Consider the following 13,166-nt stretch of genomic DNA (forward strand, 5'->3'; position numbering starts at 1 on the left):
GAATGGGGAGGGGGACCGCGAAGCGGTGGAGGGGCCATGTCCGGCTTGCCAAGAGCAAAGGGCCCGCTACACCGGTCAGCCAGACACGGGGACACCATGAACATCAGCCGCCTGCTCGCCACCGCCTGCGCCGCCGCCCTGCTGGCGACCTCTGTCGCGGCACAGACCGATACGCCCCTAGTGCCGGGCGCGACCTATGACCCGGCGGTTCCGTCCGTGTCGTCGGTGCTGGGCTATGACACGGGCGAACGGATCACGCGGCCCGCCGACATCCGTCGCTATTTCGAGGCCCTGCGCGCCCAGTCTCCTGACCGGATGGCGATCGGAGAATATGGCCAGACCCACGAGGGACGCCCCCTGTTCTGGGCCGCAGTCGGAACGCCGGCAAACATCGCCCGTCTGGACGCCATCAAGGCCGCCTCGCGCGCCCTGGCCGATCCGCGCACGACCTCGTCCGCCGAAGCCCAGGCCATCCTCGCGGACCAGCCGGTCATCGTCTGGCTGGCCTATTCGGTACACGGCAACGAGATCAGCCCCGCCGACGCCTCCATGGCCGCCGCCCGCCACCTGCTGGCCTCGCGCGATCCGGCGGTCCAGGGCTGGCTGGCCAATACGGTGGTCGTCTTCGTCCCGACGCAGAATCCGGACGGGCGCGAGCGGTTCCTGTCGACCTTCTCGGCCGGCCTTGGCACGCGTCCCAATCCCGATGGCCTGTCGGCCGAGCGGGACGAACCCTGGCCATCCGGGCGCTATAACCACGACCTGTTCGACCTGAACCGCGACTGGTTCATCCAGACCCAGCCGGAGACCCGGGGCCATACGGCGGCGGTGCTGGACTGGCGGCCCCAGGTCCTCGTCGACGCCCACGAGATGGGCACGGACCAGACCTTCTTCTTTCCGCCCGAGGCCCAGCCGCTGAACCCCTGGCTGACGGACGAGACCCTGGCCAGCCGCGAGATGATTGGCCGCAACACGGCCCGCCGGTTCGACGCGCTGGGCATCCCCTATTTCACGGGCCAGGAGTACGACGCCTTTTACCCCGGATACGGCGACGGCTGGCCGGCCTATCTGGGCGCCGTGTCCATGACCTATGAACAGGGGTCGGCGCGCGGTCTGGCCGCCCGCCGCTCGTCGGGAGAGGTCGTCACCTACCGCGACACGGTGCGAAACCATTTCGTTGCCAGCCTGTCGACGATCGAGGCCGCCTCGGACAATCGCGAGCGCCTGCTGGCCAATTTCGTGGCCTATCACCGGGACGGCGTGGCGGGCAGCGGGGCCTATGTTCTGGCTCCGGCTCCCCACGACCCCACCGCCGCCGACAGTCTCGCCGGGCTGCTGGTGCGGCAGGGGCTGGAGGTCGGCCGCGCCAGCGCTGCCTTCACGTCCTGTGCCCGGTCCTTCCCCGCGGGGTCCTATGTCGTGAACCTGTCACAGCCCCAGCGCCGGATGGCCGAGGTGCTGCTGGCCCGGGACGTGGCCGTGCCGGCGGCCTTCCTCGCCGAACAGGAGCGGCGCCGGGCGCGCGGCCTGCCGGACGAGATCTATGACGTCACCGCCTGGTCCCTGCCGCTCATGTTCAACGTGCCGGCCGAGCGCTGCAATACCGCCCCCTCCGTCGCCGTCACTGCGGCCACACCAGACCGGACCCGCTCGCTGGCCGTTGCTAATGCGGAGGCCAGCTATGGCTATCTCGTCGCGCCGGGCATGGCGGCGACGCGCCTGAAGGCGGCGGCCCTGGATCAGGGCCTGAGCCTGCGGGTCATGGATCGTCCGTTCACGCACAATGGCCGCAGCTGGCCGGCCGGCACGCTCGTCCTGCCAAGAGCCGACAACCGCGACCACGACCTGACCGCTCTGACGGCGGACTGGGCCCGCCGGTTCGGGACCCCGGTGACCGGCATTGACGACAGCTGGGTGGCAACGGGCCCGAGTTTCGGGTCGCGGGATGCCGTCGCCCTGCGCGCCCCGAACATCGCCCTGGCCTGGGACGAACCCGCCGACCCCTCGGCCGCCGGCGCGACCCGCTATGTCATCGAGCGCGAGTTCGACTATCCGGTCACGGCCGTCCGGGTCGCGACCCTGTCGGGGGCCGATCTGGACCGGTACCAGGTGCTGGTGATGCCGGACGGCGGCAACTATGCCGGAACGCTGGGGACCGGCGGCGTGGCCCGGCTGAAGGCCTGGGTCGAACGCGGCGGCACTCTGGTTACCCTCGGGCGGGCCACCCGGATGGTCACCAGCGAGAGCGCCGGCATGCTGGCCTCGCGCCGCGAGACCGCTCCGAAGGGCGACACGCCTGACGACGAGAACGGCCCCCTGATCGCCAGCGAGGCCGAATACCAGACCATCGTCGGCGAAAGCGAGCGTGGCCCCGACAGCGTCGCCGGTGTCCTGGCCCAGGCGCGGACGGATCAGGAGCACTGGCTGTCCGCCGGGGTCGCCCCCAACCTGAATTTCCTGGTCAAGGGCTCGGACATCTACACGCCGCTGAAGCGCGGCGAGGGGACCAATCTGGCCCTGTTCACCTCGGCTGATACCCTGCTGGCGTCCGGCCAGCTCTGGGCCGAAAACCGGGCCCAGTTGGCCTTCAAGCCGGCCGTCATGGTCGCGCCCATGGGTCGGGGCCAGGTCATCGCCTTCACCCAGGACGCGACCTCGCGCGGCTATCTGGACGGGCTGAAGGTCCTGTTCGCCAATGCCCTGTTCAATGGCCCGGCCCACGCCTCGCCGACCTGGGTGGACTAGGGGTCAACGACAGAAAGGCTGGCCGGGTTCGAGGTGCAGGTGGTCCTGATGGGCCGCATCATAGTCAGGGCTGAGCGCCGTGCCGAAGATGGAGCACGCATCGTCCCGGATCCGGCGCAGGAACACCGCCTCGGGGCCTGAGCCGGACCAGTCGTTCGCCACGGTGATCCGCCGCCCGTCGCGCAGGCGGAATCCGGCAATATCGATCGCCGCCGCCCGCGAATGGGCGCTGGGTCGCGCGCCGGGACGGTTCGAGACGCTGCGGCAGGCATAGGTGCCATGGTGGTCGATCTGGACCACGTCCGAGCCCAGCAGTTCGCGGGCCGCGGGCTCGACCGACTGGCGGCGCCAGACACTGACGGCCAGCGCGGTCTCGCAGGTCAGGGTGGCATCGGCCGGGGCCATCCGCGCCACCGTCCCCAGGTCGGGGCCCAGGACCCCGGCCGCGGTGAGCCCGCAAGTCTCGGAGTTGACCCGGTCCGGCACCGGCGTGAACCGCACACGGGCGGCCTCCAGCGTGGCCAGACACACATCCAGACCGCTGCTGGCCCGCGCAATCCGGCCCCGCGTGCCGCCCTCGACCGGCGCATCGATGAGGCCTGTATCGGCCCCGGCCACAGACCGGACGGGCCCCGATGCAACCGGCCGGTTAACGCCATTGACCGGCGCATCGGGAATCAGCCGCCCGCATCCGGCGAGGGCCAACACAATGGCGAGGATGCTGCCTGTCCGGAAAATCCGCATGGCCCGAGTCTAGTTCATCGCCCCGCCTGTGAAAGCCATTTTCCTTCCCACATCTTGGGGAGGGGGACCGCGAAGCGGTGGAGGGGCTCCGTCCGCGTCCCGAATGCCTGCATAGCATCACCATCCCCTCCACATCGCTGCGCGACGGGGAGGACAGTCCGCCTCACTCCGTCAGCCAGAACAGCCCCTCCACCGTCGTCCCGAGCGCCCGGGCAAGGGCGAGCGCAAGGACGGTCGACGGCACGAACACCCCGTTCTCGACCGTATTGATCGTCTTTCGCGACACACCCGCCAGCGTGGCCAGCTCCACCTGGGTCAGCCCGGCCGCCGTGCGGACCTCCTTGAGACGCGAACCCAGCCGCGGGTCAGCCATTGCGCTCCGCCTCTCGCTCCAGAAGCACGAAACGCAGGGCCCCGACCTGCACCGCACCCGCAATCACGATCGGAATGACAATCACTGCCGCCGCCGGGTGATGCAGGCCCAGAAAATAGGTGCCTGTCGCACCGGCGAGCATCGCCACAAAGGCCAGCGATAGGGCCTGCTTGCGGTGAAGCTTCGTCATTTCATCATCGAGATGACGCTTCATCCTGCCCATCTTGCCTGTCCCGATTTCCGCTAGCGTCAAGCCAACAGTGATGGGAACGAAGATTGATAGGTATGCCGCTATCCAGTTGAACGTCTCACCCTGCCCTGACGCCAGCTTCCAGGCCTGGGGCAGGCCACTCACTAGGAAAAGAGCCATTGGGACAGCCATGAACAGCAGCGCGTGGTTTCGTTGGCGCTGCAACCCGTCGCCATAGCTTTCGCTGAACCTGAGCCTGTCCGTGATCAGATCGGCTCGGGCACGAACCGTTGCGTATCCACTGATCGCCGTGCCGATCGCACCGGTCAGAACCACGACGGCGAGCGCCCAGACCGGGACAGGCTGTTCACTGGCCGGAACGATCAAAAGGATCAGACCGCCCGCGATGGCCAGTCCGAGAAACAGCGCCAGCCCGAGCACGCCCAGCAAGAAACGCCGCTGCCGGTCATGCTCGCTCCTGATCATGGCGAGGCGATCCTCTTCCGGCTCACTCATCCCCACCCTCCGCCTGCCCGTCCAGCCAGGCATAGCGCAGGCCCACGACCCCCGCCGCCCCGGTCAGCACCACGGGGAACCCCAGTATCGCCCACTCCGGCCGATAAAGTCCGACCAGGTATAATCCGCTCATCCCGGCCATCAGCACCAGAAACCCCAGCGACAGAGCCCGCCCCCGCCATTCGCGGGTCAGTTCATCCTCCAGCCACTTGCGGTCGCGCTGGCCCTCACGGTCCCAGCCCAGGACCATCAGGGGCACGATCCAGGCGCATAACGGCAGCAGCGCCGCCCACAGGAAGTCGCCGGTGTCGCCCTCCCCCGCCACGATCCGGGACACTGCCATCAGCGACAGGACGACCACACCCACCCCGCAAAGGGTATCGAGACCATCCGCATGCGCCGCAGCCGCTGGGTCCGGTCCCGTCGCGTCTCACGGGCCGCTAGCCTCTCCCGGTCCGCGCGCGAACGGACCGTCGTCAGCACCGCCAGGGCCCCGGCACCGCCAGCAACGGCCCCTGCGATCAGGATCCCGTCCGACACCGAGACCCCCCAACGGTCCTCGACGGACAGGCCGAGTCCGGCCAGCAGAAATCCGGTCGCCATGCCCGACAGGCCGAGGATCTCCCTCCGCCGCCGTTGGTCCGCCCGCCGGCGCGCGTCTTCGGGTTCGTCCACCATCACGACCTCCTTTGCTGTGTCACCTTGAGGTGACATATCACCTATGGGTTACATCGTTGTCAAGCGAGACCGGGTGATCGCTTTTCCGTCCTGATGCAGCCAAGCTTTCGCAGCCGCGTTGTTGTGACCACCAACCCCGTTCGCTATACGCCGACGCGGCTCAATGTTGCCGCTATCAAGGACGTCCCATGCTCAAGCCCCGTCAGGACCTGGTTCCGAACACCTTCGATTTCGAAACCACGCCTCTGGTGAAGCCGACGGGGTTTCGCGAGTACGACGCCCGCTGGATCCTCGAGAAGGAAATCAACCTGCTGGGCATCCAGGCCCTGGGTCTGGGGCTGGCGACCTATGTCCACGAGATCGGCGTCAAGCCGCGCATCGTGGTCGGCCATGACTTCCGGTCCTATTCGCTGGGCGTCAAACAGGCGCTGATCATCGGCCTGCTGGAAGGCGGGATGGAGGTCGTGGACATCGGCCTGGCCCTTTCGCCAATGGCTTACTTTGCCCAGTTCGCGCTGGATTGCCCCTGCGTGGCCATGGTCACCGCCTCGCACAACGAGAACGGCTGGACCGGCGTCAAGATGGGAGCCCAGGCTCCGCTGACCTTCGGTCCCGACGAGATGGGCCGGCTGAAGACCATCGTGCTGGAGGGCGAGGGCGTGGCCCGCGCCGGCGGCCGGCTCGAGCGGGTCGAGGGCTTCCGCGACCGCTATATCGACGAGGTCACGTCCAAGGTGAAGCTGAGCCGCCCGCTCAAGGTCGTCTGCGCCTGTGGCAACGGTACGGCCGGGGCCTTTGCCCCCGAGGCCCTGCGCCGGATGGGAGCCGAGGTGATCGAGATGGACACCGACCTCGACTACACCTTCCCCAAATACAATCCGAACCCGGAAGACCACGCCATGCTGATGCAGATGGCCGAAAAGGTCCGGGAGACCGGAGCCGATCTGGCGCTGGGTTTTGACGGCGATGGCGACCGCTGCGGCGTGGTCGACAACACCGGCGAGGAGATCTTTGCCGACAAGATCGGCCTCATGCTGGCCCGCGACCTGTCGGCCCTGCACGCCAATGCCACCTTCGTCGTCGATGTGAAGTCGACCGGCCTGTACAAGACCGACGAGGTCCTCAAGGCCAATGGTGCGACCACCGTCTACTGGAAGACCGGCCACTCCTACATCAAGAGAAAGACCGCCGAGCTGGGGGCCCTGGCCGGGTTCGAGAAGTCGGGCCACTTCTTCCTCGCCGGTCCTCTGGGCCACGGCTATGACGACGGCCTGGTCGCCGCCAGCGCGGTGCTGGCCATGCTGGACCGCAACCCGGGCAAGACGCTCAGTGAACTGAAGGGGGCCCTGCCGGACGCCTGGACCAGCCTGACCATGTCGCCCCACTGTTCGGACGAGACCAAATATCAGGTGCTGGAAAAGCTGGTCGCCGAATACGTCAAACTTGGCGAGGACGGCGGCTCGATCTGCGGTCGCAAGATCGTCGAGGTCATCACCGTCAACGGGGCCCGGGTGCATCTGGAAGACGGGTCATGGGTCCTCGTGCGCGCCTCCTCGAACAAGCCGGAGCTGGTGGTCGTGGTCGAGAGCATGCGCTCGGCCGATGACATGCGTGACCTGTTCCGTGAGGAGATGAAGCCCCGCCTCGCGGCCCATGGCGTCACCGACTACAATCAGGAAATCTGATCACGCCGATGGCTCCGTCCGAACCCCTGCCGCCAGCCTCGACCGCCAAGGGCCCGCCCTCGGGGTTCGGCAAGGGGTTCGTCATGGACACCTGGTATTTCGTCGCCCTGTCGCGCGACGTGGCCCCCGGGTCGCTGAAGCGGCACGAGGTCATGGGTGAGCCGGTCCTGATCGGCCGCACGCGCGCCAGCGACGGCGCGGCCGGAACGGTCTTTGCGCTGCGAGACATCTGTCCGCACCGCGCCGCGCCCCTGTCGGCGGGCCGGATCGTCGACAGGCCGGGCGAGGGCCAGACCGTCGAATGCCCCTATCACGGCTGGCGGTTCGGCACCGACGGCCGCTGCGCCGCCATCCCGTCGCTGGTCGAGGACCAGCCCGGCACGACCGGTCGCATCAGGGTCCGGTCCTGGCCGGTGGTCGAGAGCCAGGGGATGGTGTTCGTCTTCATGCGCTCGGACCCACGCGACGACACCCCCCCCGACCATGCCCCGCCGGTCTTTCCCGGCATCGTCGGTGGCGAGGCGAAACTGGTCGAGGCGATGGATTTCGACAGCCATATCGACCACGCCGTCGTCGGCCTGATGGACCCCGCCCACGGCCCCTATGTGCATCAGCAATGGTGGTGGCGGTCCGAGCATTCGATGCACGAAAAGGCCAAGGCCTTTGCCCCCAGTGAGCTCGGCTTCACCATGGTCCGGCACGCGCCGTCGTCGAACAGCCGCGCCTACCGGATCCTCGGCGGCACGCCCGAGACCGAGATCACCTTCCGCCTGCCTGGCTATCGCTGGGAACATATCCAGGTCGGCCCGCGCCAGGTGCTGGCCCTGACCTGCCTGACCCCGGTCACCGAGACCCGCACCCGCATCACCCAGATCTTCTGGTCCGACCACTGGGTCTTCGGCCTCGCCCGGCCCTTCCTGCGCCAGGGCGTCCGGGCCTTCCTGAAACAGGATGGCGGCATGGTGAATTTGCAGAACGAGGGCCTGCGCTATGATCCGTCGCTGATCTGGATCGACGACGCCGACCGGCAGGCGCGCTGGTACCAGCAGCTGAAGCGCGAATGGGGCCGCAGCCGCGCCGAACAGCGGCCCTTCGTCAATCCGATAGAGCCCGTCACCCTGCGCTGGAACAGCTGAGCGCCACGATCCGCGCCACCAGCGCGCTGTCTGGATCCAGCAACGGGTCCAGCACCGTGAAATGGTTCAGCCCCGGCAGCGCCTGATACCGGGTCACCGCCCCTTGCGCACCCCAGACCTCGGCCATGGTCCGGCTCTGCTCCAGAAACGCCGCCGTCTCGTCGCCGCCCACGACACAGTCCAGCACGCCACCCTGCGGCACGACCCAGTGCAGCGGCGACAGGGCCCGTGCCGTCCCGACGTCCAGCCCCAGCGCCGTGTTCAGCGAGGTCTCGATCAGCGGCTCCAGATCGAACACGCCCGAGATCGCCACCGCCGCCGCCGCCCGTCCCTCGCCCAGCAGGCAGGCCGCCAGATGCCCCCCTGCCGAATGGCCGAAGACCACCGGCACCCGGCCGGTCAGCGCCGTGACCATGTCCACCGCCGCCCGCATCTGGTCCACGATCCGGGCCAGCGGCACATCGGGACACAGGTCATAGGCCGGGATCGCCACCCCGACCCCGTGGGCCAGAAACGCCGGAGCGATGCCGCTGAACCACGACGGATCCAGCGCCTGCCAGTAGCCGCCGTGGATGAACACGACCACCGGCCCGCCCTGCGCCGGACGCGGGGCCTCGAACAGGTCGATCGTCTCGCGCGGTCCGGGCCCATAGGCCAGTTTCACCGGCGGATGCAGCGCCCGCGCGGCCACGGCCGTCCCGCGCCAGCGAGCCATCACGGCCGGATGGTCCGGCACGGCGGCACGGTTGTTGTACAGGGCTTCGGCCGTCCCGGGCTTACGCGTCACGCATCCATCCGCTATCCCCTCCCGACAGGGAGATTTCCGCCATGATGACCGCCATCTTCGTCTTCATCAAATGCGAGCTGGGCCACGCCAACGATGTCGCGGCCGACATGGTCGACAATGTCGAGAACGTCTCGGAGGTCTATTCCACCTCGGGCCAGTACGACCTGCTGGCCAAATTCCAGCTGCCGAAGGAGATGGACATCGGCACCTTCGTGACGAAGTCGGTCCAGACCCGCCCCCATATCCGCGACACCTTCACCGTCATCACCTTCTCGCCCTTCCTGCCCAGCCGCTAGGCGTCTTTCCTCCCCATGCCCGGCATGGGGAGGGGGACCGCGAAGCGGTGGAGGGGCCCTTGGCACGTCTGAACCGCAATTTAACCGGAACGGCCTAGCTTGCCGGCCATGGACGCCGCTTCTCCTGCCCCGGACGACGCCATCGTCGTGTCGCACGTCATGCCGACGCCCGTTCGCCTGCTCTTCGGCGGTATCGGCGCCGCGGGCACACTGGTCCTGCTGATCGAGCTGGGCCCGGCGATCTGGCCGCCTTCGCTCCTGTCCCTGTTCTTTGGCGTCATCCTGCTGGGCGGTCTGTCGGTCACCCTGGCCTTCATGGCCGGCTCGGCCCTCGGCCCCGACCAGACCTGGGAGATCCGCCCGGGCCAGCTGACCATCACCTACAGCCTGTTCCACCAGACTTCGGTCCGGACCTGGCGGCTGGCGGATCTCGAAGACATGGACGTGGTCAGTTCGGCGTACGACTCCGATACCGAGACCTGGGCCCTGGCTTGCCGCCTGCCCCCCGGCCGACGGGTCGAGACCGGGCTGGCCAGCACCCCGATGCTGATGACCCTGCTGGCCTTCCTGCGCGCGCCTGTCTCGACCTGGCGCGGCGACCGCCCGGCCGACGACCGGCTGGTCTCGCCCGACTTCTCCCGCCGCGAAGCCGCCGAAGCCGCCCTCGCCCGCCTCCGGTCCGCCCCGACCTGAATCCGCAGCACCTTTCCTCCCCATGTCCCGCATGGGGAGGGGGACCGCGAAGCGGTGGAGGGGCTGCGTCCGTGCCACAGATCGTCCGTGTCTGACCCAGCCAGCCCCTCCACCCCGCTTCGCGCGGTCCCCCTCCCCGTCGCTGCACGGCGGGGAGGAAAAGGTCTGCTCAGTCGTCGTCCATCTTGAGCGCGGCGATGAAGGCTTCCTGGGGGATCTCGACCTTTCCGAACTGGCGCATCCGCTTCTTGCCGGCCTTCTGCTTCTCCAGCAGCTTCTTCTTGCGGGTGGCGTCGCCGCCGTAGCATTTGCTGGTGACGTCTTTCCTCAGGGCGCGGACGGTCTCGCGGGCGATGATCTTGCCGCCGATGGCCGCCTGGATGGGGATGACGAACATGTGGGGCGGGATCAGATCCTTCATCTTCTCGACCATGCCCCGTCCGCGCGTCTCGGCGCGGGCGCGGTGGACCAGCATCGACAGGGCATCGACCGGCTCGGCATTGACCAGGATGCTCATCTTGACCAGGTCGCCGACCTTGTAGTCGGTCAGTTCGTAATCGAAGCTGGCATAGCCCTTCGAGATCGACTTGAGCCGGTCGTAGAAGTCGAACACCACCTCGTTCAGCGGCAACTCATAGACCACCAGCGCGCGCGACCCGACATAGGACAGCTCGATCTGGGACCCGCGGCGGTCCTGGCACAGCTTGATGACCCCGCCCAGGTATTCGTCGGGCGTCAGGATGGTGGCCTTGATCCAGGGCTCGGAGATGGTCTCGATCTGCATCACGTCGGGCAGGTCGGCCGGATTGTGCAGGTCGATCTCGCGCCCGTCGCGCAGGCCGATCTTGTAGACCACCGACGGGGCGGTCGCGATCAGGTCGAGGTTGAACTCGCGGCTGAGGCGTTCCTGGATGATCTCCAGATGCAGCAGGCCGAGGAAGCCGCAGCGGAAGCCGAAGCCTAGCGCGGCGCTGGATTCCATCTCGAAGGTGAAGGAGGCATCGTTCAGGCGCAGCCGGCCGATGGCGGCGCGCAGGTCCTCGAAATCGGCGGCATCGACCGGGAACAGGCCGCAGAAGACCACGGACTGGACGTCCTTGAACCCCTTGAGCGGCTCGGCCGTGGGCTTCTTCTCGTCGGTGATGGTGTCGCCGACGGCGGCGTCGGCCACTTCCTTGATCTGGGCGGTGATGAAGCCGACCTCGCCGGGGCCGAGGCTCTCGACCGGGGTGTTCTTGGGCAGGAAGACGCCGACCCGGTCGATCAGATGGGTCGAGCCGTTCTGCATCATCTTCACGCGCATCCCGGCCTTCAGCGTGCCGTCGAAGACCCGCACCAGCACGACGACGCCCAGATAGGGGTCGTACCAGGCATCGACCAGCAGGGCCTTCAGCGGGGCATCGGGGTCGCCCTTGGGGGCCGGCAGACGGGTGACGATGGCCTCGAGCACATCCTCGATGCCGATTCCGGACTTGGCGCTGCACAGGACGGCGTCGGAGGCGTCGATGCCGATGACGTCCTCGATCTGCTGGCGGACGCGGTCGGGCTCGGCGGCGGGCAGGTCGATCTTGTTCAGGACCGGCACGATCTCGTGGTTGTTGTCGATGGCCTGATAGACATTGGCCAGGGTCTGGGCCTCGACCCCCTGCGACGCATCGACCACCAGCAGCGAGCCCTCGCAGGCCGCCAGCGAGCGCGACACCTCATAGGCGAAGTCCACGTGGCCCGGGGTGTCCATCAGGTTCAGGACATAGTCCAGCCCGTCCTTCGCCTTGTAGTTCAGGCGCACGGTCTGGGCCTTGATCGTGATCCCCCGCTCCTTCTCGATGTCCATGTTATCAAGGACCTGAGCGCTCATCTCGCGGGCCGTCAGCCCTCCGGTGACCTGGATCAGGCGGTCGGACAGGGTCGATTTACCGTGGTCGATATGGGCGACCACGGAGAAGTTTCGGATGCGTTCGATGGGGGGTGTCGTCATGGTTGGGCGCGGTTAGCACGACAGGGCTCGAAACGCCAAAGCGGCATGATGTCGGCCCGTTTCGCCGACCCGGATTACTTTGCTGTAATTGCGTGCTGCGGGGTTTGAGCTAAGCCGCTGAAAGCGGTAATCAACGACTGATGACATGCGGGAGGCCCTCCCGCGCACCGGCTGTGGGCTCCCTGTCCCCATGGCCACAGGGGATCTTCTCGTGGTTCGAGCCAGCACTATCCGCGCCTTCGGTCTCGCCGTCGCCTTCACCGCAGCGCTCGCCGCCTGCCATGGCGGCGATACGAAGAAGGAAGAGGCTGCGCCAGCGAGCCAGACGGTCACGGTCGCAACTGCGACCCGGACCGACCTGCCGCGCGTCATTTCGGCATCGGGCAGTGTCTCGGCCTGGGAAGAGGTCCCCGTCGGGGCCGAGACGGGCGGCCTTGTGGCGACCGCCGTACTGGTCGACGAGGGATCCTATGTCCGTCAGGGCCAACCCCTGGTTCAGCTGAACACCGCGCTGCTGGCCGCCCAGCTTCGCCAGCAGCAGGCGGCCCTCCAGACAGCCGAGGCCAATGCCGCTCGCGACGACGCCGCCCTCGCCCGCTCGCAGGAACTGAAGGAACGCGGCTTCCTGAGCCAGGCTTCGCTGGACACGGCGCTGGCCAACCAGCGCAGCAGCCAGGCGGGCGTCGCCCAGGCACGCGCCGGGCTCTCTCAAGCCCAGACCCAGCTGTCCCAGGCCACCATCCGCGCACCCGTCTCCGGGCTGATCATCAGCCGCAATGTCACGCGGGGCCAGATCGTGGCCGCCGGCACCGAACTGTTCCGGATGGTGCGCGATGGCCGTCTGGAACTGGACGCCCAGGTGCCGGAAACCGATCTGCCGCTGCTGCGCTCGGGCATGACGGCGGAGATCGTTTCGGATCAGGCGGTGACCACGACCGGCAGCGTCCGGATCGTCACCCCCGAGGTCGATCCCGAGACCCGTCTGGGCGTTGCCCGGATCGCCCTGGCCGCCGGCAATGGCCTGCGGCCCGGGATGTTCGCCCGCGCCACCATCGACGCCGGAACCCAGCCCGGTGTGAGCGTCCCGACCGCCTCGGTCCTGTACAGGGAAAACCGCGCGGGCGTCTTCGTCCTCCAGGCCGACAGCACCGTCCGTTTCACCCCCGTGACCGTGGCCGGCCGCACCGACCAGCGCACCTCGGTCGGCAATATCGAGCCCGGAGCCCGGGTGGTCGTTTCGGGGGCCGGCTTCCTGAGCGAAGGCGATCGGGTGACGGTCCAGGCTGCGGCACCGGGTGCTTCGGCTCCCGCGCCCGGCGCGGCGACCGCGCCGGCCCGGAAGTGA

General features: G+C 68.0%; 13 protein-coding genes. 6 read left to right on the forward strand and 7 right to left on the reverse strand.

Annotated features, from left to right (window positions below; all coding sequences use genetic code 11):
* Positions 1–96 precede the first annotated feature (96 nt).
* The gene (locus GGR13_RS02270) at positions 97–2,745 is read left to right on the forward strand and encodes a M14 family metallopeptidase (protein ID WP_183211830.1); all 2,649 of its coding nucleotides are present in this window, start codon (positions 97–99) and stop codon (positions 2,743–2,745) included.
* Positions 2,746–2,748: 3 nt separating this feature from the next.
* Here GGR13_RS02270 and GGR13_RS02275 read toward each other — a convergent pair whose 3' ends face one another.
* The 5 genes from GGR13_RS02275 to GGR13_RS02295 all read right to left on the reverse strand — a co-directional run bounded on the left by GGR13_RS02275 (position 2,749) and on the right by GGR13_RS02295 (position 5,246).
* Positions 2,749–3,489, reverse strand: a complete 741-nt coding sequence (locus tag GGR13_RS02275) for an extensin-like domain-containing protein (protein ID WP_183211831.1) — start codon at positions 3,487–3,489, stop codon at positions 2,749–2,751.
* Positions 3,490–3,652: 163 nt separating this feature from the next.
* Positions 3,653–3,862 (reverse strand): helix-turn-helix transcriptional regulator, encoded by a 210-nt coding sequence (locus GGR13_RS02280; RefSeq protein ID WP_183211832.1) that lies wholly within the window; start codon positions 3,860–3,862, stop codon positions 3,653–3,655.
* Positions 3,855–4,502 carry a hypothetical protein gene (locus GGR13_RS02285; RefSeq protein WP_183211833.1) on the reverse strand — a complete coding sequence of 216 codons (648 nt, stop codon included), beginning with the start codon at positions 4,500–4,502 and terminating at the stop codon, positions 3,855–3,857. Before GGR13_RS02285 ends, GGR13_RS02280 begins: the two co-directional genes overlap by 8 nt.
* A 58-nt stretch (positions 4,503–4,560) precedes the next feature.
* Complete coding sequence (locus GGR13_RS02290; protein ID WP_183211834.1) at positions 4,561–4,935, reverse strand: hypothetical protein; 375 nt, start codon at positions 4,933–4,935, stop codon at positions 4,561–4,563.
* Complete coding sequence (locus tag GGR13_RS02295; RefSeq protein ID WP_183211835.1) at positions 4,911–5,246, reverse strand: hypothetical protein; 336 nt, start codon at positions 5,244–5,246, stop codon at positions 4,911–4,913. The genes GGR13_RS02290 and GGR13_RS02295 overlap by 25 nt, the downstream gene beginning before the upstream one ends.
* Before the next feature lie 188 nt (positions 5,247–5,434).
* On the opposite strand from GGR13_RS02295, the gene GGR13_RS02300 reads away from it, so the two are divergent.
* Together GGR13_RS02300 and GGR13_RS02305 are read left to right on the forward strand one after the other, a co-directional pair.
* Positions 5,435–6,931: a phosphomannomutase/phosphoglucomutase gene (locus GGR13_RS02300; RefSeq protein ID WP_183211836.1), complete on the forward strand. Its 1,497-nt coding sequence runs from the start codon at positions 5,435–5,437 to the stop codon at positions 6,929–6,931.
* Positions 6,932–6,939: 8 nt separating this feature from the next.
* The gene (locus tag GGR13_RS02305) at positions 6,940–8,067 is read left to right on the forward strand and encodes an aromatic ring-hydroxylating oxygenase subunit alpha (protein WP_183211837.1); all 1,128 of its coding nucleotides are present in this window, start codon (positions 6,940–6,942) and stop codon (positions 8,065–8,067) included.
* Here the strand turns inward: GGR13_RS02305 and GGR13_RS02310 are convergent.
* Positions 8,045–8,854, reverse strand: coding sequence for an alpha/beta hydrolase (locus GGR13_RS02310; protein ID WP_343060279.1), 810 nt, complete (start codon positions 8,852–8,854; stop codon positions 8,045–8,047). The genes GGR13_RS02305 and GGR13_RS02310 overlap by 23 nt on opposite strands.
* A 41-nt stretch (positions 8,855–8,895) precedes the next feature.
* Here GGR13_RS02310 and GGR13_RS02315 point away from each other — a divergent pair, with 41 nt between their 5' ends.
* Together GGR13_RS02315 and GGR13_RS02320 are read left to right on the forward strand one after the other, a co-directional pair.
* Positions 8,896–9,150, forward strand: coding sequence for an Lrp/AsnC family transcriptional regulator (locus tag GGR13_RS02315; protein WP_183211838.1), 255 nt, complete (start codon positions 8,896–8,898; stop codon positions 9,148–9,150).
* A gap of 108 nt (positions 9,151–9,258) precedes the next feature.
* Positions 9,259–9,843 (forward strand): hypothetical protein, encoded by a 585-nt coding sequence (locus GGR13_RS02320; RefSeq protein WP_183211839.1) that lies wholly within the window; start codon positions 9,259–9,261, stop codon positions 9,841–9,843.
* 169 nt (positions 9,844–10,012) lie between these two features.
* Here GGR13_RS02320 and lepA read toward each other — a convergent pair whose 3' ends face one another.
* Positions 10,013–11,821 (reverse strand): translation elongation factor 4, encoded by a 1,809-nt coding sequence (gene lepA, locus GGR13_RS02325; RefSeq protein ID WP_183211840.1) that lies wholly within the window; start codon positions 11,819–11,821, stop codon positions 10,013–10,015.
* A 211-nt stretch (positions 11,822–12,032) separates the two neighbouring features.
* Between lepA and GGR13_RS02330 the strand changes: the two genes are divergently transcribed.
* Entirely contained in the window at positions 12,033–13,166 is a 1,134-nt protein-coding gene (locus GGR13_RS02330; protein ID WP_343060280.1) for an efflux RND transporter periplasmic adaptor subunit, read from the forward strand.

The sequence above is a fragment of the Brevundimonas variabilis genome (genome assembly GCF_014199945.1).
GTDB lineage: Bacteria > Pseudomonadota > Alphaproteobacteria > Caulobacterales > Caulobacteraceae > Brevundimonas > Brevundimonas variabilis.

Coding starts and splice junctions, on each gene's coding strand:
- GGR13_RS02270 (WP_183211830.1), top strand. CDS start 97: ATGAACATCAGCCGCCTGCTCGCCACCGCCTGCGCCGCCGCCCTGCTG.
- GGR13_RS02275 (WP_183211831.1), bottom strand. CDS start 3,489: ATGCGGATTTTCCGGACAGGCAGCATCCTCGCCATTGTGTTGGCCCTC.
- GGR13_RS02280 (WP_183211832.1), bottom strand. CDS start 3,862: ATGGCTGACCCGCGGCTGGGTTCGCGTCTCAAGGAGGTCCGCACGGCG.
- GGR13_RS02295 (WP_183211835.1), bottom strand. CDS start 5,246: ATGGTGGACGAACCCGAAGACGCGCGCCGGCGGGCGGACCAACGGCGG.
- GGR13_RS02300 (WP_183211836.1), top strand. CDS start 5,435: ATGCTCAAGCCCCGTCAGGACCTGGTTCCGAACACCTTCGATTTCGAA.
- GGR13_RS02305 (WP_183211837.1), top strand. CDS start 6,940: ATGGCTCCGTCCGAACCCCTGCCGCCAGCCTCGACCGCCAAGGGCCCG.
- GGR13_RS02315 (WP_183211838.1), top strand. CDS start 8,896: ATGATGACCGCCATCTTCGTCTTCATCAAATGCGAGCTGGGCCACGCC.
- GGR13_RS02320 (WP_183211839.1), top strand. CDS start 9,259: ATGGACGCCGCTTCTCCTGCCCCGGACGACGCCATCGTCGTGTCGCAC.
- lepA (WP_183211840.1), bottom strand. CDS start 11,821: ATGACGACACCCCCCATCGAACGCATCCGAAACTTCTCCGTGGTCGCC.